We start from the raw sequence: 23,457 nt of genomic DNA, 5'->3' as shown, positions 1-23,457 counted from the left end.
GTTAAAAAAGAAAAAACGATGTTTTAACAAACATCGTCTTTCTTAATTGACCAAATTATATTTTGTCTTTTTGAGCGCAGTCAAGAATTAGAAATCTTACGACTGAACTCAAGTTGAAAATTTTACACTGACTTTCTAGTTTCTACCAAATCAGACTGATTTCTAAACACTAATTTATCATCAAAAGCATCTAATAAAATAATACTATCTGTTGTTATTTTTCCAGATAAAATTTCTTTAGATAATTGATTCAATACCTCTTTCTGAATGACTCTTTTTACAGGTCTTGCACCAAATTCAGGTTGATATCCTTTCTTAGCTAAATAAGCAATAGCTTCATCAGTAGCATCTAAGGTGATGTCTTGTTTTGCGATCATTTTTTGTAACTGAACTATTTGCAAACGTACAATTTCAAAAATATCATCTTTACTCAGTGGAGTAAACATAATTACATCATCAATTCTGTTTAAAAATTCAGGTCTTACAGATTGTTTTAACAACCCTAAAACTTCTAACTTGGCAACTTCTGTAACAGCATCAACATCTGCTTTTGGGTCGCTAAATTTATCCATTATAATATGACTTCCCATATTAGAGGTCATGATGATAATTGTATTTTTAAAATCTGCTACACGCCCTTTATTATCAGTTAACCTTCCTTCATCTAACACTTGCAATAAGATATTAAAAGTATCTGGATGTGCTTTTTCAATTTCATCTAACAATACTACAGAATAAGGTCTTCTTCTTACTGCCTCAGTCAATTGTCCACCTTCATCATACCCCACATAACCTGGAGGCGCACCCACTAATCTACTAACAGAATGACGTTCTTGATATTCGCTCATATCTATTCTAGTCATGGCACTTTCATCATCAAATAAATATTCTGCTAAGGCTTTTGCCAACTCTGTTTTTCCTACTCCTGTTGTTCCTAAAAACAAGAAACTTCCTATGGGTTTAGACGGATTTTGCAAACCTGCCTTAGAACGTCTTACAGCATCAGAAATTGCAACAATAGCTTCTTCTTGACCCACAACTCTTTTATGCAATTGATCTTCTAACTTTAAGAGTTTGTCACGTTCTGACTGAATCATTTTAGTAACAGGGATTCCTGTCCATTTTGCAATGACTTCAGCAATATCTTCATAGGTTACTTCCTCTTTTATTAAAGAATTTCCATTCTGGTTTTCTGCTAAAATTTGTTGATATTCTTCAAGCTTTTCTTGAGCTTGTTTAATTTTTCCATACCTTATTTCTGCTACTTTACCATAATCTCCTTCACGTTCTGCTTTTTCAGCTTCAACTTTAAAGTTTTCAATATCAGATTTTGCATTTTGAATGTTATCTACAACCTCTTTTTCAGATTTCCATTTTGCATTCAACGTATTTCTTTGTTCTTTTAAATTCGCCAATTCAGCGCGCAAAGATTTTAGTTTTACTTCATCTTTTTCACGTTTAATGGCTTCAATCTCAATTTCTAGTTGCATTATTTTACGGTCTAAAACATCCAGTTCTTCTGGCTTTGAATTGATCTCCATTCGTAATTTAGAGGCAGCTTCATCCATTAAATCAATAGCTTTATCTGGTAAAAAACGATTGGTAATGTAACGTTGAGATAACTCTACAGCACCAATAATAGCATCATCTTTAATACGAACTTTATGGTGTGTTTCGTACTTTTCTTTGATTCCTCTTAAAATTGAAATGGCACTTTCTGTATCTGGTTCATCAACCAATACCTTTTGAAAACGGCGCTCTAACGCTTTGTCTTTTTCAAAATATTTTTGATATTCGTCTAGAGTAGTGGCTCCAATTGCACGTAATTCTCCTCTTGCCAACGCTGGCTTTAAAATATTTGCAGCATCCATTGCCCCTTGGCCACCTCCAGCACCAACTAAGGTGTGAATTTCATCAATAAACAAGACAATATCTCCATCAGAAGTAGTTACTTCTTTAATAACGGATTTTAAGCGCTCTTCAAACTCTCCTTTGTATTTTGCACCTGCAATTAGAGCCCCCATATCCAAAGAAAAAATGAGTTTATCTTTTAGATTTTCTGGGACATCTCCATCAACAATTCTGTGGGCTAAACCTTCTGCAATGGCTGTTTTACCTGTTCCTGGTTCTCCTACTAAAATTGGATTGTTTTTGGTTCTTCTTGATAAAATTTGCAATAACCTTCTGATTTCTTCATCTCTACCAATTACAGGATCTAGTTTTCCGTTTTTTGCTAAATCGTTTAGGTTTTTAGCATATTTATTCAAAGAATTATAAGTTTCTTCTTGATTTTGAGAGGTTACTCGTTCGCCTTTTCGCAATTCTTCAATTGCTGCTTTTAAATGTTTTTCTGTAACTCCTTGATCTTTTAAAACCTGAGCTATATTACTTTTTGATTTAAAAATTGCCAAGATTAAATGCTCAATAGAAACATAATCATCTTTCATGTTTTTGGCGATGATAGATGCTTCATTTAAGGTTTTTCCAGCTTCTCTTGATAGCATTAATTCAGCTCCAGACACCTTTGCTAAACTCTGCAGTTGTTTGTCTAGAATCTGGTTTATAACATCGATATTAATGTTCAGTTTCTTTAATAAAAAAGGCAATACATTTTCATCAACTTGAGTTAAGGCTTTAAAAATATGCTCATTTTCTATTTGATTATGACCAAATCCTTGGGCAATCTGTTGGGCCATTTGGATGATCTCTTGTGATTTTGTTGTATAGTTATTAAAATTCATAATCTTTTTTTGTTTTTAAACTTATAAAGTCAATAATAATACCATTGTGAATTCCGAAACAAAACCAGTCAAAATGTCTTGTTAAGTCTTTGTTTTACTGACTTTTTGGCTTGAAAAAGTTTTCTATATTTGTATCGTAAAAGGATAAAATATAAAAATGGGTATATTTAATAAAGTATTTGGAGCAAATGGCGAAAAGGAATCAAAACCAGAAAAAAAGTCATATTTACATTGGATTCCTTTAACCTCAGTAGATCAATTAGAAGAAATTAAAGAACAATCTAAAACAGCATCTGTTCTTATTTTTAAACATTCTACACGTTGTGGAATTAGCAGTATGGTTATCAAACGGTTTGAAAACTTGTTTCAAGAAGAACATCAACATTTAAAAGTATATTACTTAGACTTATTAAGTTACAGAACAATTTCTGATGAAATAGGATATGCTTTTCAAGTAATGCATCAATCACCTCAATTGATAGTTGTAAAAAATAGTGTTGCTGTTCATCATGCATCGCATTATGACATAGCTGCTACAGATTTAACAAGATTTCTATAGCATAAACTTGCATAAAACCTTATTTAAGTCGTACTTTTGTTTTTCAAAATTTTTATTCTTTTGGCGGAAACAAATACGACAGACACAACTACAGGAAAAGAATTATACGGCTATCAGCAAGACGCACTTCAAGAAATTTTTAAGCGTTTTGAGACAGCTCCACCAGATTATCATTTATTATACCAATTGCCTACAGGTGGTGGAAAAACGGTTATTTTTTCAGAAATTACCAGACGTTATCTAAAGACCTTTAAAAAGAAAGTTTTAGTCTTAACCCATAGAATTGAGTTGAGTAAACAGACTTCAAGAATGTTGGGTGAGTTTGGTGTGACTAATAAAATTATTAATTCTACTGCTAAATTAGATGATCAACATGATTTTGATTGTTTTGTAGCTATGGTAGAAACGCTAAAGAATCGTTTGAATGATGAAAAATTAGATATTTCAGATATTGGTTTAGTTATTGTTGATGAGGCGCATTACAATTCGTTTACAAAAATCTTTAAGTTTTTTAACGACGCATTTATATTAGGTGTTACAGCAACTCCCTTGAGTTCTAACATCAAGCTACCAATGTATGAGAATTATCAAGAACTGTTTGTAGGAGAATCTATCCAAGATTTAATAGATAATGGGTATTTGGCAAGAGCTAACATGTATTCTTACAACGTAGGTTTAACCTCATTAGAAGTTGGAGCAAATGGTGATTATACCGTAAAATCTTCAGAAGATTTATATACTAATTCTGATATGTTATCTAAGTTGGTTGCTGCTTATGAAGAAACTGCTAAAGGAAAGAAAACCTTGATTTTTAATAATGGTATTAATACTTCTATTCAGGTTTTTCATGCCTTTAAAAAAGCCGGATATCCAATTGCGCATTTAGACAATACGAATACAAAAAAAGAACGTGAGTTAATTTTACGTTGGTTTCATAAAACACCAAATGCTATTATTACCTCTGTAAGTATATTAACTACTGGTTTTGATGAACCTAGTATTGAAGCTATTATTTTAAACAGAGCAACAAAGTCACTGACGCTATATTACCAAATGATTGGACGTGGTTCTCGTATTTTTGGTGATAAAACTACGTTTGATGTTGTTGATTTAGGGAACAATTTCTACAGATTTGGACCTTGGGGTGCTGATTTAGATTGGCAAAAAATGTTTAGAGCTCCAGATTATTATCTAAATGCAATTCTTTCTGATGAAGAAATTGAAAGCACTTTTAGATACGAATTACCAGCTGATGTAAAGAAAGAATTTGCAAAATCTACAGATACTTATTTCGACATGAAAAAAGTATATATAGATACCATTAGATCTGGTGAATCCTCAAAAAGAGTTTTAGAGAAATCCATTCAACACCATGCAAAAATGTGTATTGAAAACAGTGAAGACGTCTTTGATGCCTTAATTTTAGCAAAAATGCTAGGAGAGGAGATAGATGATAGAATTAACAGATATGCAAAGTGTATTTCTAAAAGTACACACAACTTTGTTACCTGGTTAAAAGACGATTACAGGAAGAAATTAAACTCTTATTTAAGAGAAAACTTTGATAGAGATTTCGAAGAAATACATGGGTATCCTCCAGAGGAGTAGTATTTACTGATAACATTAAAGTGGAAATTTTTTTTCACTTTTTTTTTGATTTTGTTTTTTATATTAAAAAATAATTTACATTTGACTCGCTTATTATAAGTTAAATGTATCGTTTTTCTTATTTCGGGAGTGATTTTTTACAGGAGATAAATCATCACAATGCATTTTGGAAATGCGACGAAAAAATTAAGGTTTCTCCATTTTCTTATTTTAAAAAAATACAGCTAATTTCTAGGCTGCATGTAGTTTACTTACAAATTATACAGTGATAACCTCTTTTTTTAAAGAGTATGTTTCTTATACTTTAATCTGTTCATCAGGTTTTAGTAGAGAATAATTTATTGTACAATTAATAGAACTAAAAGTGAACACAAAATATATTGATTTAATCGAACAAACGTTTGATTTTCCACAAGAAGAATTTAAAATAGTAAAGGGTAAATTGTTTTGGCATGGTATTAATTTAATGGAATTAGCTGCAAAATATGGGGCTCCGTTAAAATTTACTTACTTACCAAAGATCTCTGAAAACATCAACAAAGCAAAAATTTGGTTTAACACTAGTATTGAAAAAAACAACTATAAAGGCAAATATTTTTACAGTTATTGCACAAAAAGTTCTCATTTTAAACACGTTTTGCATGAGGCTTTACAAAATGATATTCACATAGAAACATCATCTGCTTTTGATATAGATATTGTAAATAATTTAATAGCAGAAGGCAAAATAAAAGACACTACTTATATTGTTTGTAATGGTTTTAAAAGAGAGCAATATATTAACAATATCAGTGATTTAATTAACTCTGGTCATAAAAATTGTATCCCAATTATAGACAATTACGAAGAGTTACCTCTTTTGCAAAAAGAAATTACCAAACGCTTTAAAGTTGGAATTCGAATTGCTTCTGAAGAAGAACCAAAATTTGAATTTTATACATCTAGGTTAGGTATTGGTTATAAAAACATCGTTTCTTTTTACGAACGTGAGATTTCTAAAAACAAACAAGTAGATTTAAAAATGTTACATTTTTTCATCAATACTGGTATTAAAGACAATGCGTATTACTGGAACGAGTTGATGAAATGTTTAACGGTTTACATCAACCTAAAAAAAGTATGTTCAACTCTAGATAGCTTAAATATAGGAGGTGGATTTCCAATAAAAAGCTCACTCGCTTTTGATTATGATTATGCATATATGATTGATGAAATTATAATTCAAATTCAGCAAGCATGTAATGAGGCAGGTGTAGATGTCCCCAATATTTTTACAGAATTTGGAAGCTTTACAGTAGGTGAATCTGGAGCAGCAATTTATGAAGTTTTGTATCAAAAAAAACAAAATGATAGAGAACGTTGGAATATGATCAACTCATCTTTCATTACCACGTTGCCTGATTCATGGGCCATAAATAAACGCTTTATTATGCTGCCCGTAAATAAATGGAATCATAAATATGAACGTGTTTTATTAGGTGGTTTAACTTGTGATAGTGATGATTATTATAACTCAGAACAACACGTAAACGGAATTTATTTGCCCATATATGAAAAAGAGAATCCGCTTTACATTGGGTTTTTCAATACAGGAGCTTACCAAGAATCTATTGGTGGTTTTGGGGGGTTACAGCATTGCTTAATACCACATCCAAAGCATTTAATTATAGACAGAGATGAATACGGTAATTTAACCACTCGCATATTTAAAGAACAACAAAAAAGTAGTGAATTACTATCTATATTAGGTTATGGAGAAGCTACTGAAAAAGAAAATCAAGAAGAAAAATTAATAAACGAAGAATTACAAGAGGTATAAACTCTTTTAGAAATAAAATATAAAATGAATACATTAAAAACATATGCAGGAATTCCACAGGAGTTTGGAAACCTGTCCACATCAAAAATTGTAATTATCCCTGTTCCTTATGACGGAACAAGTACATGGCAAAAAGGAGCAGACAAAGGACCTAAAGCTTTTTTAGACGCCTCTGAGAATATGGAATTGTATGATATAGAAACAGATTCTGAAGTCTATAAACAGGGTGTTTTTTTAACAGAGCCTGTTACCGAAAATAGTTCTCCAGAAGCTATGATAGACGCTGTTCATCAAGAAACTAAAAAGTACATCAACAGAAATAAATTTGTAACTGTTTTTGGTGGAGAACATTCTGTTTCTATTGGAACAATTAGAGCTTTTAACGAATGTTTTAACGACTTAACAGTGTTGCATATAGATGCTCATGCTGATTTAAGAAAAGAATACGAAGGGTCTAAATGCAATCATGCTTGTGCAGTTTTTGAAGCAAATCAATCTACAAACTTAGTGCAAGTTGGAATTAGAAGCATGGACATTTCAGAGAAAAGAGAAATGAATTTAGACAAGGTTTTCTTTGCTCATGATATGGCTTTAAACGAAGATTGGATGGATGATGTTATCGATCAATTAAGTACCAACGTCTTTATTACTTTCGATTTAGATGCATTAGATCCATCTATTTTCCCTAGTACTGGAACGCCAGAACCAGGTGGTTTGTTTTATTACGAAACTTTAGAATTTTTAAAACGTGTGTTTGATGAAAAAAATGTTGTTGGTTTTGATATGGTAGAATTATGCCCGATTGAAAATGATAAATCATCAGATTTTTTAGCTGCAAAAATATTCTATAAAATGCTAAGCTATAAATTTTTAGAAAATGATGATGATTATGATATTGGAGAAAATGAAGAAACCTTTACTAAGTTTTCGAAATTTAAAGACAATGATGACAATTATTAATCAAATATAATGATTAAAAACATAGAAAATATAGAATTACAGTATTTGACCATTAACGACTATCAACAACTAAAAGCGGCAATGATAGAAGTGTATTCTAATATGGAGAACATGTATTGGAATGAGGCTCAAATACAATCTTTAATTGATAAATTTCCAGAAGGACAAGTTGTTATTAAAATTAACGATAAATTGGCGGGTTGTGCTTTTTCTTTGCGAGTAGATTATGATAAGTTTGATGATCACCACACCTACCAAGAAATTACCGGTAATTATTCGTTTAATACACATTCTGATAAAGGTGATGTTTTATATGGTATAGAAGTTTTTATAAAACCAGAATATCGAGGTTTACGATTAGGACGTAGGTTGTATGATTACAGAAAAGAATTGTGTGAAAAGCTCAATTTAAGAGGAATTGCTTTTGGTGGCAGAATTCCTAATTTTAACAAATATGCTGATAAAATAACGCCTAAAGAATATTTAGAGAAAGTAAAACGTAAAGAAATTTATGACCCAGTATTAAACTTTCAAATCTCTAACGATTTTCATCCTTCTAAAGTAATCAAAGGATATTTAGAAGGCGATACAGACTCAAATGATTATGCTGTTTTATTAGAATGGGACAATGTTTATTATAAAAAAGAAACTAAAAAGGCGGTTACAAAAAAGAGTGTTGTTCGTTTAGGATTAATTCAATGGCAAATGCGTTTGTATAAAGATTTGGCAGAATTAATGCAGCAGGCAGAATATTTTGTAGATGCTGTGTCTGCTTATAGAGCTGATTTTGCTCTGTTTCCAGAGTTTTTTAATGCGCCTTTAATGGCAGAACATAACCATTTACCAGAATCTCAAGCAATTCGTGAATTGGCAGCATATACACCAGTTATTGTTCAGAAATTTTCTGAGTTGGCAATTACATATAACATCAATATTATTACTGGAAGCGTACCAGAAATAAAAGATGGTTTATTATATAATGTTGGTTATATCTGTAAAAGAGATGGCACAACAGATCGTTATGAAAAACTACATGTTACTCCAGATGAAGCTAAAGTTTGGGGAATGCAAGGTGGTCATCAATTAAAAACGTTTGATACAGATTGTGGAAAAATAGGTGTATTGATTTGTTATGATGCTGAGTTTCCAGAACTGAGTAGAATTTTGGCTGATGAATGTATGGATATCTTATTTATTCCGTTTTTAACAGATACCCAAAATGGCTATTCTAGAGTAAGACATTGTGCACAAGCAAGGGCAATAGAAAACGAGTGTTACGTGGCTATAGCAGGAAGTGTAGGGAATTTACCTAAAGTAAATAATATGGATATTCAATATGCACAGTCTATGGTATTTACACCTTGTGATTTTTCTTTTCCCGCAAACGGAATCAAAGCAGAAGCAACCACAAATACAGAAATGATTTTAATTGCTGATGTGGATTTAGATTTGTTAAAAGACTTGAACCAATTTGGGAGTGTACGTAATTTAAAAGACAGAAGAACAGATATTTTTGAAGTTCGAAAACTTTAATAAAAATAATTAGTAGAATCTAAAATTTATAAAATGAATACTGATAAAAAACTATTAGTTCGAGTGTCTCTATGCTAATTAGGATGTTTCGAGAACGTTTTAAAGATTTTACTTAAAAAATTAAAAAATGAATAAACCAATTACAAATTTTATAGAAAAATACTTTTTACACTTTAATGCAGCAGCTTTAGTAGATGCTGCAAAAGGATATGAAGAACAATTGAATAAAGGAAACAAAATGTTAGTTTCATTAGCAGGAGCGATGAGTACTGCAGAGCTAGGGAAAATTTTTGCAGAAATGATTCGTAAAGATAAAGTACAAATTATTTCGTGTACAGGAGCCAATTTAGAGGAAGATGTCATGAATTTAGTAGCTCATTCTCATTACAAGCGCGTACCAAATTATAGAGATTTAACACCTCAAGATGAGTGGGGTTTATTAGAAAAAGGCTTAAATAGAGTTACAGATACTTGTATTCCAGAAGAAGAGGCTTTTCGAAGAATACAAGAACATATTGTAAAAATATGGAAAGAAGCAGAAGCGAATGGAGAACGATATTTACCACACGAATACATGTACAAATTATTACTTTCTGGTGTTTTAGAGCAATATTATGAAATTGATATCAAAGATTCATGGATGTACGCAGCCGCAGAAAAAAACCTTCCTATTATTTGTCCTGGTTGGGAAGATTCTACTATGGGAAACATTTTTGCATCTTATGTATTAAAAGGAGAACTACAAGCAGCTACTATGAAATCTGGAATAGAATACATGACATTTTTAGCAGATTGGTATACAGAAAATGCTAATCCAGAAAGTTCAGGAGGAATTGGTTTCTTTCAAATAGGAGGTGGCATTGCTGGAGATTTCCCTATTTGTGTTGTGCCCATGTTATACCAAGATATGGAAAAAACAGACACGCCATTTTGGAGTTATTTCTGTCAGATTTCCGACTCTACCACTAGTTATGGTTCGTATTCTGGTGCAGTACCTAACGAAAAAATAACTTGGGGAAAATTAGATATTGATACGCCAAAGTTTATCATTGAGAGCGATGCTACTATTGTTGCTCCATTAATTTTTGCTTATCTTTTAGAAATGTAATACACTTGTCAATTTGAGCGAAATCAAGAACTTTTAAATTAGAGTTTTCATAAAAAAAAGACCTATCGATTGCGCTCAATATGATATTCAAATTATAAAAAATGAAAAGAGTAATTGTAGAGTACGCAAAATTAACCAAAGATATTTTAGATCTTTTGATTGAAAAATACCCTGATGGTTATGATTATGAAGATATTATCTCATTTAAAAATGGAAAAGGAGAGACCATAAAAGCGGTAGAAGTAAAAACTAAAGACACTAACTATTTGGTGAAAATTAGCACGAAATTAGAAAATGCGATGGAAGAATATGCTGAGGATGAAGAGTTTTTTGATGATAATAACGATTTTGATGCAAATGATCTTGAAGATGAAGATTAAATTATAAAATAGTTTCTTAAATTAAAATCTCTTTTCTTCATTGAAAAGAGATTTTTTGATTTAGCTAACGTGTTAGTCTAAGCAAATTTGCAATTAAAAATGCCTAATATTAAGTTCTTTTTTACAATTAAAAACAAAGTAAATAATTATTTAAACACCTTATTTTGTTTTCTATTTGTGCTTGTTTAGTTTTCAACACAAAAAAAAATTAATCTATATCTTGTGATAAAGGAGAAATCATGATGTGTGCCCTATGAGTTCCAGGATTCATAATCCAAGGGTGGTTTGAGGCAATTGGAGTTTCAGGTAAACCTGTAGAAGCAGCTGTTGCCCATGGCATATATACTACATAACGTAGTTGAGCTCCCTCAACTTTTGAAGTTTCATGGTTATACATTGATTTTGCTCCATAATAAATATGCAATGTTGATCCAGTTGCTATTTTTAGTTTACCCGATTTCATTTCTGCTTCGCGAATATCAAAAATTTCTTGTCTATTTTTTCCTTCTGCTTTTAAGGCTCTTCCTCTTGCCATAAAAGGTTCAAGATCTTTGTGATAACAAGCAGCATTAAATCCATCTTGAATAGGATTATCGACCAGAACAATGAATTCATTATTTCCCTTTTTAAACGTCACAAATTCACCAGCCATATTATATCCAATAACTGTACAACTTTCTCTACTTTCCTCTGGTGCAGCCAATAATGCAGTTGCAACTAACGCTTCATCAGTATTAATAGGTTTAAAAAGTACCTCTTTAGCATTAGAAATACTTTCTATTGAAGAAGTTTCATTTGATTCTGTTTTAGTTTTATTTGATGATGTGCAAGAAACCAACAATCCTATAAAAGCAATAGCAGTAATAATATTTTTCATGGGTTTTTGAATTTTATCTTTAATTCAACTTTTCTCTCAAAAACGTAAAACACATTTAGTATGCATCTAGATTTAACACTAGATGATATTTATAACCATGTTATCGGTTTCTAATTTAAGCTAAGTTCGAACTTTTTTATCAGAAAGTCAAATCCTATAAACACGATTAACTCAAAAGCCTAATCATCAGATTAGGCTTTTGTATGAATTAAGTTATTTTATTGTATAAAATAAGAAAAGAGAAGTAATTATTTAGCAGGCAATACTTTACCAACACATTCTCCAAAACCAATACGTACTTTATCATTTTTACAATGTGCACGCATAATTACGGTATCATAATCATTAATAAATTTACGTTCTGTTCCGTCTTTTAATTGTATTGGATTTTGTCCTCTCCAAGTCAATTCTAGCATAGAACCAAAACTATCTTTTGTAGGTCCAGAAATGGTTCCAGAACCCATCATATCTCCAGCCTCTACAGGACAACCATTTACAGTATGATGTGCCAATTGTTGCGCCATGGTCCAATACATATATTTAAAGTTAGAATTGGAAACAACAGTTTCTTCGGCGTTTTCTGGTTGAATAGCTACTTGTAAATTAATATCATAACTTCCTTTCCCTTTTTGTGTTAAATAAGGCATAGGTTTGTGCACTTGTTTTGGGTTATCAACTCTAAAAGGTTCTAAGGCATCTAAAGTAACGATCCAAGGAGAAATAGTAGAAGCAAAACTTTTTCCTAAGAAAGGGCCTAAGGGCACATATTCCCAAGCTTGAATATCTCTTGCTGACCAATCGTTAAATTGTACTAAACCAAAAATATATTCTTCTGTTTCTTCAATAGGAATTCTATCACCTAAAACGTTAGCATCTGTTGTAATAAAAGCCATTTCTAGTTCAAAATCTAACAATTGACTAGGCCCAAAATTTGGTCTATCACTTCCTTCTGCCGGTTTTGTTTGTCCAAAAGGTCTTCTTACTGGAGTTCCAGAAGGTATGATTGAAGAACTTCTTCCATGATAACCAATAGGAATGTGCAACCAATTTGGTAATAAAGCATTTTCTGGATCTCTAAATAAAGAACCAACATTGGTTGCGTGCTCTTTACTTGCATAGAAGTCTGTATAATCACCTACAGCAACAGGCAATAACATTTCTACTTCATCCATTCTAAAAATAATTTTGTCTTTGTGATCCGCGTTATCGCGTAAACTACCATTAGTTACATCAAAAACTTCAGCAATTCTATTTCTTACCAAACGCCAAGTTTTACGGCCATCTGCAATAAAATCATTTAGATTATCTTGTAGAAACATATCATCTGTTAACGGAATTCCATCAAAATAACCTAGTTGATGAAAGGCACCTAAATCTATGGCATAATCACCAATTCTACTACCAATAGTGATAATGTCATCCCTTGTGATAAAAACCCCGAAAGGAATATTCTGAATTGGAAAATCTGAATTTTTATCAACTTTTAACCAAGATTTACGATTAGGATTATTTGCTGTTATGATCATTTTGTTTCATTTTATTTTCCTCAAACCTACATATTTTTTTTTCATTTTAAAATAAAATATCAATGAAAAATTTATTTTTAACAGTACTTTATTCGTAAAAATATAATAATCGTTAAAAATTATAAAATATCACTAAAACTTGTTTTTTACGAATACGTTTTTTGTTATTTTTGATGCTTCTATAAAAATAATAATAATGCAATTAGACAATCAAATTTTTGATTTAATTCAAGAAGAAAACGAAAGACAGTTAAATGGCTTAGAATTAATCGCTTCTGAGAATTTTGTAAGTGATCAAGTAATGAGAGCACAAGGTTCTATTTTAACCAATAAATATGCTGAAGGATATCCTGGGAAGAGATATTATGGAGGTTGTGAAATTGTTGATATTGTAGAGCAGATTGCAATAGATAGAGCCAAAGAATTATTTGGTGCAGAATATGTTAATGTACAGCCTCATTCTGGTTCTCAAGCAAACACAGCTGTTTTTGCAGCGTGTTTAAAACCAGGAGATAAAATCTTAGGTTTCGATTTATCTCATGGTGGACATTTAACACATGGTTCTCCAGTAAACTTTTCTGGAAAATTATACAATCCTGTTTTTTATGGAGTAGAAAAAGAAACAGGTGTTTTAAATTACGATAAAATTCAAGAAATTGCTACTGCAGAAAAACCTCAATTAATCATTGCTGGTGCATCAGCATATTCTAGAGATATCGATTTTGAACGTTTTAGAGTCATTGCAGATAGCGTTGGTGCAATTTTAATGGCAGATATTTCTCATCCTGCAGGTTTAATTGCAAAAGGTATTTTAAACGATCCTTTACCTCATTGTCATATCGTAACAACAACTACTCATAAAACACTACGTGGCCCAAGAGGAGGAATGATTATGATTGGGAAAGATTTTGAAAATCCGTTTGGAGAAACCTTAAAATCAGGTAAACCTAAAAAAATGTCTACCTTATTAAATTCTGCGGTTTTTCCTGGTAATCAAGGTGGACCATTAGAACACGTTATTGCAGCTAAAGCAATTGCTTTTGGTGAAGCGTTGACGGATGAGTTTTTAGAATATCAAATTCAAGTGAAAGAAAATGCAGCTGCAATGGCTAAAGAATTTGTTGCTAAGGGATATAATTTAATCTCTGGAGGGACAGATAATCATTGTATGTTAATTGACCTTAGAAATAAAGATATTTCTGGTAAAGATGCTGAAATTGCTTTAGGTAAGGCAGATATTACAGTAAATAAAAATATGGTTCCGTTTGATGATAAATCGCCATTTGTTACTTCAGGAATTCGTGTTGGTACAGCAGCGATTACAACTCGTGGTCTAAAAGAAGAAGACATGAAGCAAGTTGTAGACTTTATAGATGAAGCATTACAAAATGCAGATAATGATGAAGCATTGCATGAAATAGGAGAAAGAGTATCAGAAATGATGAGTTCTCGTAGATTGTTTGTAATGTAACTTTATAAAAATTATAAGTTCTTAAAAACACCACTTTTCAAGTGGTGTTTTTTTATGAGTTGTTTTAAATTAATTGTAGAATTATCATCCCAATAATAGAGGTAATAAATGTTGCTAGTAGAACAGGAATAATATTTTTACCTAATATTTTAGTATATTGAGTAACACCTGCTACAGCTGCAGCAGCAATAATATTAAATAAGCAAATTGCGTTCCCTAAGCTAGCGCCATTAAGTTGCATTGCCAATATGAGCTCTTTTGATAAACTTAAATTTTCTGCTGTGTTAAATTGAACTGATCCAAAAATAATATTCGATACTGTAGTGCTTCCTGTAATAAACGTTCCCATAACTCCAATAAAAGGACTAATTAGTGGATAAGCATTACCGGTTTTTGCAAATAAAATGGACATTGTATCTATCATAGATGGCATTTCAGAACCACTAGATAACATCAATTGTGTAATAGCTAATGAAGGAAATAGAATTAAAAAAACACTCAATGTTTTTTTAAATACGGGTTTTAACTGCATCTTTCTATTCTTTCCTAAAAGTGCAGTACAGATTGCTGCAAATACAAACGGAAATAACGGAGATCTAAAAGGTGAAAATGATGCACTTACTGTTGAGCTAAATATCTCATTAAATAATAATTTATAGGCGATTAAAGGTTGCAATGGTGGTATCAATTTTGGAACTAATAATAAAACCACTAATATTCCATAAGGTAGCCATGGTTTCCAAACCAAATCTTTGTTTGTAAAAAAGAAAAAATAAGCAATTGCTCCCATAACTGTTGCAGCTACAATCCCTGTGAGTTCTTGTAGAAAAAAAGATAGTATTACAAAAGGAATGGTAACACTAAAGTACATTTTCCAACTATATGCAGAAATTGAGGAATGTTCTTTATTTACAAAACGTTTAATGAAAAATAGAAGTATTGCTCCAGAAATAATCATAAAACAAGAAGCATAAATATAGATATTATTGGTCTGATCTGTAGTTAAGTCTAAGTTATTACCAAAACCAGCAATAACAGGTGTACCAATAGCTCCTGTAATTGCAAATAAACCATCAATTAATAAAACAACTACAATAGATAAAATAGGCGAGAAACCTAAAGAAATTAGCAATAGAGGCACAATAGCTCCTGGTGTACCAAAACCTGCAACACTTTCAAAAAATGCTGTTAAAAAAAATGCCAAAAAATAAAACTGAAAACTAGTGTTATGATGTGCTTTTTTTAGAGAAACTTTTATGTTTTCGATAAATCCAACTTGCTCCATGTTTGCATGAAGCAACAATGCTCCAAAAATAATCATCAATATTGATATTGTATTGATAAAAGCCGAAACCAATGCAGCTGGAAAAGCAATAAAAGGACTACCCCAAACAAAAAATAATAGGGTTGTTATAATAAAACCTGAGTAAACTCCTGCTTTTACACCTTTAAATAGACTAATTAATAGAAGTACTAAAATTGGGATTAATGATAGTAGCGAAAAAAGAAGACTCATCTGTTATAATTATAAAATAAAACTTTAAATGTTCAATTCCTTGTCTAAGAAAACCAAATTAAAATCCAAAATTAAGTCAACTTTAAGTTATCAATTATGATAAATATCAACTCTTATTTAAATCTTTTAGGACAATGATCTATCCCAATACCAATAAATGTTTAAATAAATAGACTTAGTCTATAATTAGAGAGTAAATAATCTTATTTAGTATAGCTGATTAAGCCTCCTTTTTTTAAATTTGAAAAAACATAAAAATATGGATGCCTATTTTATCGCAACAATTTTAATTTTTTTATCAGCAGTATTTGGTTACATCAATGTGCGCTTTTTAAAAATGCCTAATACTATAGGTTTGATGATTATTACCATCATTTTTACCTTAGGTGTTTTACTGTTGAGTTATGTTGACCCAACACTTTTAAACTTAGAAAAATCTATTATTTCTAGTATCGATTTTAAAAGTATTTTACTCGATGAAATGCTAAGTTTTTTATTGTTTGCAGGAGCATTGCATACCAATTTTGAGCAATTAAAAATTCAACGTTGGCCAATACTATTATTTTCAACCTTAGGTGTCTTAACTTCTACTTTTTTAGTTGGATTTGTGATGTATTTTGTTTTACAACTATTAAATTTTCAAATTGATTTAATTTATTGTTTGTTATTTGGTGCATTAATATCTCCAACAGATCCTATTGCCGTATTAGGAATTTTAAAAAAAGCAGGTGTTCCTAAAAAGCTAGAAACTAAAATTGTTGGTGAATCATTGTTTAATGATGGAGTAGGAGTTGTGGTGTTTTTAACTATTTTTCAAATTGCAAAATCTGGATTAGAACAAACAGAAACCTTTGATATTGTTCAGTTATTTGGACAAGAAGTTTTTGGAGGAATCTTATTAGGAGCTATTTTAGGTTGGGTTTCTTATAGACTTATGAAATCTATAAATGATTATGACATTGAAGTAATCATTACACTAGCAGCAGTTATGGGAGGGACTTTAATTGCACATAAATTACATTTATCAGCGCCTTTAGCCATGGTAACTGCTGGTTTAATTATTGGTAATGATACTGTTAGAGCATCTTCCATGTCTGAAGTTACAGAAAAATATGTAGATAAATTTTGGGAACTTATTGACATCTTGTTAAATGCAGTTCTATTTGTATTAATTGGTATGGAGTTATTGGTATTGGTTTTTGAAGGGAAATATATTTTAGTAGGAGTTTTAGCAATTCCTATTGTATTAGTTTGTAGATATATATCATTGTTTTTACCAATTAATTTATTTAAAAAGAAACTAGAATTTGTTCCAAAAACAAACTTAATTATGACTTGGGGTGGCTTGCGTGGAGGAATTTCAATTGCATTGGCATTAGGACTCTCAGCAGATATGCACAGAGATTTATTTTTAGTTATTACGTATGTTGTTGTAGTATTTTCAATTATTGTGCAAGGTTTAACAGTGGGGAACTTAGTAGAAAAGTTTAAGAAAAAAGAAATTTAGAACTAAAAAAACATCAGAAATCTGATGCTTTTTTTAGTTAAATCTAATAGTTAGAAAATTACCAATTTTTAATTTCTTCGGTAATTTCATCTTTGGTTTTACCATATTTTTCTTGAATTTCTCCAATTAATTTTTCTTTTTCACCTTTTGCTTTTGTAGAGTTATCATTAGAAATTTCACCAAGTTTTTCTTTAAACTCTCCTTTTATCTGTTTCCAAGTTCCTTCTCTTATATCTGTATTCATAAGTTTTGTTTTTAAATTATTATTTATTTTCTGAGTTTTGTATTTTATCTGACACTCGTTTATCAGAAGCCTCTGTGGCTGTTTGTATTTGATTTTCTAATTCTTCTTTATCCAATCCTTCTAATCTATTTTTAGAAGCATCTTCATCTTTGTAATGATTATCTTTTACTGTGCCTTTTATTGGATGTAAACCTTGTTCTTGCTTATCACCTGAGTTACCTTTTGTAACATTTTCGACACTAGCTCTTTTTGTTTTTTCTGACATAATATTTTTGTTTACCCAAAACTATGAGATTTACAGACTCTATATTAGTTGTATCAATGTAAATAATAACTCAAATGAAAACTTGAAGTATTTTATCAATTAATTTTTATTTATAATTGATAAAATTGTAGGGTTCAGTGTGTTTTTTATAATGATAAAAGTCATTTTTAATGTTATTATTAATTGGGATATTCGTAACTTAGAGGAATACCTAAATTATGGGATCACAATCTGTTACCGCAATCAAAACCCTAAAAGATCGTAAAGATTTTGTACGTCATTTACTAAATGACATTGAAGCTTTTGAGTATATGCTACAAAACAATTTGTTTGAAACCGGTATTCAAAGAGTAGGAGCAGAACAAGAAATATGTATTGTAGATAAAGATTACAGGCCTTCTATTAAAGCCATAGAAATTCTTGATAAAATAGATGATGATCATTATACTACAGAGCTGGCCTTATTCAATTTAGAAATCAACCTTGATCCTTTTGAATTAAAGAACAACTGTTTTTCTGAAATTGAAAAACAATTAACATCACTATTAAATAAAGGGTACAAAGTTGCAGAAGCTACTGAAAATAACAAATTAATTCTATCAGGTATTTTACCAACTCTAAGAAAAAAAGACTTAGTATTTAAAAATATAACACCTTATAAACGTTATAAAACATTGAATAATGTTTTAAAAAAAATTAGAGGAGATGATTTTAAATTACATATTCAAGGAGTTGAAGAACTCATGTTAAAGCATAAATCTATTTTATTTGAAGCATGCAATACAAGTTTTCAAGTACACTTACAAATTAGTCCAGATGAGGCTATTGATAAATACAATTGGTCTCAAGCAATAGCTGGTCCTTTATTATCTATAATGACTAATTCACCTTTGTTATTAGGTAAAGAATTGTGGAGTGAAACTAGAATTGCTTTGTTTCAACAAAGTATTGATTTACGTAACGTTTCGCATATTTCTAGAGAACAAAAACCTAGAGTATCTTTTGGAACAGGTTGGGTAAAGAACTCTATTTTAGAATTATTTACAGATGATATTTCTAGGTATCCACCAATTGTGTCCTCTGAGTTTGAAGAAAACTCTTTAGAATCGATTCAGAATGGAATTATGCCCCAATTAAAAGCTTTTAACCTTCATAATGGAACTTTATACAAATGGAATAGATTATGCTATGGCGTGCATAAAAATGTAGCACATTTGCGTATTGAGAACAGATATATTCCTTCTGGGCCAAGTATAAAAGACGAAATTGCAAATACATTATTGTGGGTTGGGGTTATGCAAGGTATGCCAAAACAATATGAAAAGATTTGGCTAAAAATGCCTTTTTATGAAGCAAAAGGTAACTTTATAAATGCGGCAAGAACTGGGATAAACACTTATTTTTCATGGTTCGGAAAAGGAATTTCTGCCAAGAAATTATTAGAAAATATTTTACTTCCTATGGCAAAAGAAGGTTTATTAAAATCGAATGTAGATGAAGAAGAAATTGACTATTATTTAGAAATCATTCAAAAAAGAATAGATAAAAGCATTACAGGTAGTAAATGGCTCATTAGAAACAAAAGAAAGCTTAGAAAAGAAGTCTCTAAATACGAATCTAATGCAATTTTAACAGAGCATACCTATAAAAATCAACGATTGAATATCCCTATTTCAGAATGGGATGAAATAAACGTTCATCAAAATGATATTTCAAAAAAATACGATAAAGTTTATAAAATAATGTCATCAGAACTTTTTGTGGTTCATGAAAATGATTTGTTGCAACTAGCTTTTAAAATAATGGAATGGAAAAATATTCATCATATTCCTGTTGTTGATAAAAACAATTTAGTAACAGGTGTACTTGAGAAAAATAGATTGGAAAAATTAGATTTTACATCAAAAAAAATACAAAATAAAGTTGCTAAAAATATCATGACCAAAAATTATGATATTGTAAAACCAGAAACGTCTTATGAAAAAGTAAAAAAATTAATTGAAACCACAGAGAACACTTCTGTAATTGTTGTAAATGATGGTAAATTAGTTGGTATTTTTACAAAAAATGATTTAGAACGCATAGAAAAAAGAAAAATAGCTGATGATAAATCCAATTGAAATTGAATCTTTTAGTCAAAAAATTTCTGTTCAGAGAGTTTTAGGAAAAGTTGTGGGTAGCAAACAATTTCCAACAGTGATTGCTTTAGGAGGTATTCATGGAAATGAAAGAGCAGGAGTAAATGCATTGTTAAAAGTATTTGAGACTATTAGATCTGAAAAAATTAGTTTAAAAGGAAATTTCTATGGAATTTCTGGAAATATCAACGCAATTTCACAAAACATTCGTTTTCAAAATGTGGATTTAAATCGTATTTGGACCAAAGAACAGCTTTTAAAACTTTATTTAGAAGAAGACGATTTAGATGAAGAATCAAAAGAGCAAAAAGAGATTTATCATATCATTAAAAATATTTTAGAAACAGAAAAAGGGCCTTTTTATTTTTTAGATTTACACACTACTTCTGCAGATACGCAACCATTTATTACAATTAGTGATTCTTTAAATAACAGAAAATATTCTGCTAATTTCTCGATTCCAACAATTTTAGGAATTGAGGAATATTTAGATGGTCCACTATTGACTTACATCAATGAATTTGGACATATTGCATTAGGGTTTGAAGCGGGTCAACATGATAAAGAAGTTTCTGTAGATAACTGTGTTGCATTTCTTTGGTTGGCTTTGGTAGCTGCAAAATGTGTCAGAAAAAAAGATGTCGTTAAATATAGATTTTACAAACATTCATTATCAATGTTTAATGAAACGCAAGATTTTTACAAGATAGATTTCAAATACACCATAAAACCTTTTGAAGAGTTCAAGATGATAGAAGGTTATAAAAACTTTCAAGAAATTCAAAAAAACGAACTTTTAGCTTATTCTAATAATCAAGAACTGTTGGCTAAATTTGATGGTAAAATATTTATGCCATTGTATCAAAAAAAAGGTGATGATGGGTACTTTATAATCTCTAGGTTATCTCGTTTTTGGCTAACGATTTCTCGTTTTTTACGAAAACTGCATATGCACAATATCTTAAAATTATTACCAGGCGTTACATCACAAAAGAAAAAACCACATACTTTAATTGTAAACCCAAAAACAGCAAAGTTTTTAGCTACAGAAATATTCCATTTGTTTGGCTATCGAAAGAAAGTATTAAAAAAAGGAAAACTATATTTTATCAAAAGAGACCGTAAAGTGAGTGAGTTTATTTAATTATCACTAGCTCTTTCAATAATTTTTTCAGGTAAAGCTTTTTTTGCTTTAGCACCCATTTTCTTTAACTTTTCTACACTTATAATTAGGTTTCCTCTACCTTCAAAAAGTTTATTCATTGCGTTAGAATATTCTTTTTTACTATCGTCTATACGTTTTCCAATTCCAATTAAATCACCTAATAAACCATTAAATTTATCATACAAAGCACCAGCTTGTCTTGCAATTTCTAGAGCATTTCGTTGTTGTTTTTCGTTATTCCACATCGTATCAATAGTACGTAAGGTTGCTAGAAGAGTAGAAGGAGTAACAATAACAATATTTTTTTCAAAAGCTTTGTTGTATAAGTGGTTGTCTGCATTCAAAGCCACAGCAAAAGCAGGTTCAATAGGGATAAACAACAATACAAAATCAGGTGATTCTATTTTATAAATATCTTCATATTTTTTTTCTGATAATTGTTCAACATGGCGCTTTAAAGAGGTAATGTGTTCTTTTAAAAATTGTTCTTTATTACGATCATCTTCAGCATTTACAAATTGCTCATAAGCTACTAAAGAAACTTTAGAATCGACAATCATTTTTTTGTTATCGGGCAAATGAATCACTACATCTGGTAGCATGCGTTTACCATCATCATTGGTAAAGCTCTGCTGTACAAAATACTCTCTATCTTTCTCTAAACCAGACTTTTCTAATACGCGCTCTAAAACCAATTCGCCCCAATTACCTTGCATTTTATTATCACCTTTTAAGGCTTTAGTTAAGTTTAAAGTCTCTTTACTCATTTGCTGATTCAACTCTTTTAAACCTAATATTTGCTGACGCAAAGCTGCGTGATAATCGATACTTTCTTTATGAGTTTTGTCTACTTTATCTTCAAAAACCTTTATTTTTTCTTGAAGCGGATTTAAAATGTTTTTTATGTTTTCCTTGTTTTGTTCTGTAAACTTGTTCGATTTTTCATCTAAAATTTTGTTCGCTAAATTCTCAAACTCTTTGGTGAATTTTTCTTGTAGTTTTTCAACTTCGTTTTTATTCTCATCCAACTTTAGTTGTAGATTCTTTAATTCTGATTCTAATCTTGTGTTTTGAGTGAGTAATTGTTCTTTTTCTTGTTGATTTGATTTTACTTCTTTTTGCAGTTCAATTAAATTATGATCTACAATTTCTTTAGATTGTTGTAATAATGATGCACGTTCTTCTAAAGTGGATTTTTCCTTTTCTGATGCTAACTTACTGAGGATTTTACCAATATAAAATCCAATAGCCACAAAAACAATGGCAATTATTAAGTATGTAATCAATTCTGTCATTATATCAATTTTAGTCCTTAAATTTATCACTTTAAAATACAATAGAAAATCTTATTTAATGGATTTTGTAAACAATTATTAACTTTTTTAATGAAATACATTTCAAGATTTATATTACTCAGACTTTTAGGCTGGAAAATCGAAAATTCATTTCCTACAACACCTAAAAAATATGTTGTTATTGCTGCACCACATACAAGTTGGGTAGATTTTCCTGTAGCTATTTTAACACGCATGAGTTTAGGGGTAATGGTTCACTTTATTGGTAAAGGTTCTTTATTTAAACCACCTTTCGGGTTTTTCTTTCGAAAGTTAGGAGGAACTCCTGTAGATCGTTCTCAAAGTAATAATTTGGTAGATGCTGTTGTGCAGATTTTTAATAGAAAAGAAGAGTTTCGTCTAGGATTATCTCCAGAAGGCACTCGTAAAAAAGTAGAAAAATGGAAAACAGGGTTCTATTATATTGCTAAAGGGGCAAACGTACCTATAGTTATGGCGACTTTAGATTTTGGAAATAAAAGAGTGAAAATATCTGATCCTTATTATATTACGGACAATAAAGAGAAGGATTTTGAGGTGTTTTATGACTTTTTTAAGAATATTAAAGGTAAAAATCCTGAATTATTTTAACTTTATATGGTGATAATAAAATAAAAATTTGTAATTTTGTGATGTAAACAAGATTTCTTAATAGAGATTAGGGGCTTTATTATTAATGAGTTTACTGTAATAGCATAAGCTATGA

At 30.4% G+C, this 23,457-nt stretch carries 19 protein-coding genes; 12 read left to right on the top strand and 7 right to left on the bottom strand.

The features are described 5' to 3' along the window. Positions 1–122 precede the first annotated feature (122 nt). Complete coding sequence (clpB, locus tag FP421_RS03535; protein ID WP_159947657.1) at positions 123–2,741, bottom strand: ATP-dependent chaperone ClpB; 2,619 nt, start codon at positions 2,739–2,741, stop codon at positions 123–125. Between the two features lie 157 nt (positions 2,742–2,898). On the opposite strand from clpB, the gene ytxJ reads away from it, so the two are divergent. The 7 genes from ytxJ (at position 2,899) to FP421_RS03500 (ending at position 10,708) form a co-directional block, all read left to right on the top strand. Then, positions 2,899–3,300, top strand: coding sequence for a bacillithiol system redox-active protein YtxJ (gene ytxJ / locus FP421_RS03530; protein WP_159947655.1), 402 nt, complete (start codon positions 2,899–2,901; stop codon positions 3,298–3,300). 60 nt (positions 3,301–3,360) lie between these two features. Continuing rightward, positions 3,361–4,908 carry a DEAD/DEAH box helicase gene (locus FP421_RS03525; protein WP_159947653.1) on the top strand — a complete coding sequence of 516 codons (1,548 nt, stop codon included), beginning with the start codon at positions 3,361–3,363 and terminating at the stop codon, positions 4,906–4,908. A 364-nt stretch (positions 4,909–5,272) separates the two neighbouring features. Further along, positions 5,273–6,727, top strand: coding sequence for a type III PLP-dependent enzyme domain-containing protein (locus tag FP421_RS03520; RefSeq protein ID WP_159947651.1), 1,455 nt, complete (start codon positions 5,273–5,275; stop codon positions 6,725–6,727). Positions 6,728–6,751: 24 nt separating this feature from the next. Then, positions 6,752–7,687: an agmatinase gene (speB, locus tag FP421_RS03515; protein ID WP_159947649.1), complete on the top strand. Its 936-nt coding sequence runs from the start codon at positions 6,752–6,754 to the stop codon at positions 7,685–7,687. A 9-nt stretch (positions 7,688–7,696) separates the two neighbouring features. Beyond that, positions 7,697–9,220 carry a carbon-nitrogen hydrolase family protein gene (locus FP421_RS03510; protein WP_159947647.1) on the top strand — a complete coding sequence of 508 codons (1,524 nt, stop codon included), beginning with the start codon at positions 7,697–7,699 and terminating at the stop codon, positions 9,218–9,220. Positions 9,221–9,347: 127 nt separating this feature from the next. Next, the gene (locus FP421_RS03505; RefSeq protein ID WP_159947645.1) at positions 9,348–10,328 is read left to right on the top strand and encodes a deoxyhypusine synthase family protein; all 981 of its coding nucleotides are present in this window, start codon (positions 9,348–9,350) and stop codon (positions 10,326–10,328) included. A gap of 101 nt (positions 10,329–10,429) precedes the next feature. After that, positions 10,430–10,708, top strand: a complete 279-nt coding sequence (locus tag FP421_RS03500) for a hypothetical protein (RefSeq protein WP_159947643.1) — start codon at positions 10,430–10,432, stop codon at positions 10,706–10,708. A 208-nt stretch (positions 10,709–10,916) separates the two neighbouring features. Here the strand turns inward: FP421_RS03500 and FP421_RS03495 are convergent, their stop codons facing one another. Beyond that, positions 10,917–11,585 carry a hypothetical protein gene (locus tag FP421_RS03495; RefSeq protein ID WP_159947641.1) on the bottom strand — a complete coding sequence of 223 codons (669 nt, stop codon included), beginning with the start codon at positions 11,583–11,585 and terminating at the stop codon, positions 10,917–10,919. Between the two features lie 248 nt (positions 11,586–11,833). After that, a complete protein-coding gene (gene fahA, locus FP421_RS03490) occupies positions 11,834–13,111 on the bottom strand; it encodes a fumarylacetoacetase (protein ID WP_159947639.1) in 1,278 nt (425 codons plus the stop codon). Positions 13,112–13,307: 196 nt separating this feature from the next. Between fahA and glyA the strand changes: the two genes are divergently transcribed. Further along, complete coding sequence (glyA, locus tag FP421_RS03485) at positions 13,308–14,582, top strand: serine hydroxymethyltransferase (protein WP_159947637.1); 1,275 nt, start codon at positions 13,308–13,310, stop codon at positions 14,580–14,582. 64 nt (positions 14,583–14,646) lie between these two features. On the opposite strand, the gene FP421_RS03480 is transcribed toward glyA, so the two are convergent. Next, entirely contained in the window at positions 14,647–16,098 is a 1,452-nt protein-coding gene (locus tag FP421_RS03480) for an L-lactate permease (protein WP_159947635.1), read from the bottom strand. Between the two features lie 259 nt (positions 16,099–16,357). On the opposite strand from FP421_RS03480, the gene FP421_RS03475 reads away from it, so the two are divergent. Beyond that, positions 16,358–17,605: a cation:proton antiporter gene (locus tag FP421_RS03475; protein WP_159947887.1), complete on the top strand. Its 1,248-nt coding sequence runs from the start codon at positions 16,358–16,360 to the stop codon at positions 17,603–17,605. Between the two features lie 58 nt (positions 17,606–17,663). On the opposite strand, the gene FP421_RS03470 is transcribed toward FP421_RS03475, so the two are convergent. After that, a complete protein-coding gene (locus FP421_RS03470) occupies positions 17,664–17,849 on the bottom strand; it encodes a CsbD family protein (protein ID WP_159947633.1) in 186 nt (61 codons plus the stop codon). A 19-nt stretch (positions 17,850–17,868) separates the two neighbouring features. Continuing rightward, positions 17,869–18,114: a hypothetical protein gene (locus tag FP421_RS03465; RefSeq protein WP_159947631.1), complete on the bottom strand. Its 246-nt coding sequence runs from the start codon at positions 18,112–18,114 to the stop codon at positions 17,869–17,871. A 218-nt stretch (positions 18,115–18,332) separates the two neighbouring features. Here FP421_RS03465 and FP421_RS03460 point away from each other — a divergent pair, with 218 nt between their 5' ends. Both FP421_RS03460 and FP421_RS03455 read left to right on the top strand, forming a co-directional pair. Continuing rightward, on the top strand, positions 18,333–20,234 hold the full coding sequence (locus FP421_RS03460) for a CBS domain-containing protein (protein ID WP_159947629.1): 1,902 nt from the start codon (positions 18,333–18,335) through the stop codon (positions 20,232–20,234). Beyond that, complete coding sequence (locus FP421_RS03455; RefSeq protein ID WP_159947627.1) at positions 20,218–21,396, top strand: M14 family metallopeptidase; 1,179 nt, start codon at positions 20,218–20,220, stop codon at positions 21,394–21,396. Before FP421_RS03460 ends, FP421_RS03455 begins: the two co-directional genes overlap by 17 nt. Here the strand turns inward: FP421_RS03455 and rmuC are convergent. Then, positions 21,393–22,712: a DNA recombination protein RmuC gene (rmuC, locus tag FP421_RS03450; RefSeq protein ID WP_159947625.1), complete on the bottom strand. Its 1,320-nt coding sequence runs from the start codon at positions 22,710–22,712 to the stop codon at positions 21,393–21,395. The two genes, FP421_RS03455 and rmuC, sit on opposite strands and share 4 nt — an antisense overlap. A gap of 90 nt (positions 22,713–22,802) precedes the next feature. On the opposite strand from rmuC, the gene FP421_RS03445 reads away from it, so the two are divergent. Continuing rightward, on the top strand, positions 22,803–23,342 hold the full coding sequence (locus FP421_RS03445) for a lysophospholipid acyltransferase family protein (RefSeq protein WP_159947623.1): 540 nt from the start codon (positions 22,803–22,805) through the stop codon (positions 23,340–23,342). Positions 23,343–23,457 lie beyond the last annotated feature (115 nt).

It is taken from the genome of Polaribacter septentrionalilitoris, from assembly GCF_009832745.1.
Taxonomy (GTDB): Bacteria; Bacteroidota; Bacteroidia; order Flavobacteriales; family Flavobacteriaceae; genus Polaribacter; species Polaribacter septentrionalilitoris.
The sequence above is the reverse complement of the archived record's forward strand: the minus strand, read 5'-3'. Positions and strand labels throughout refer to the sequence as shown.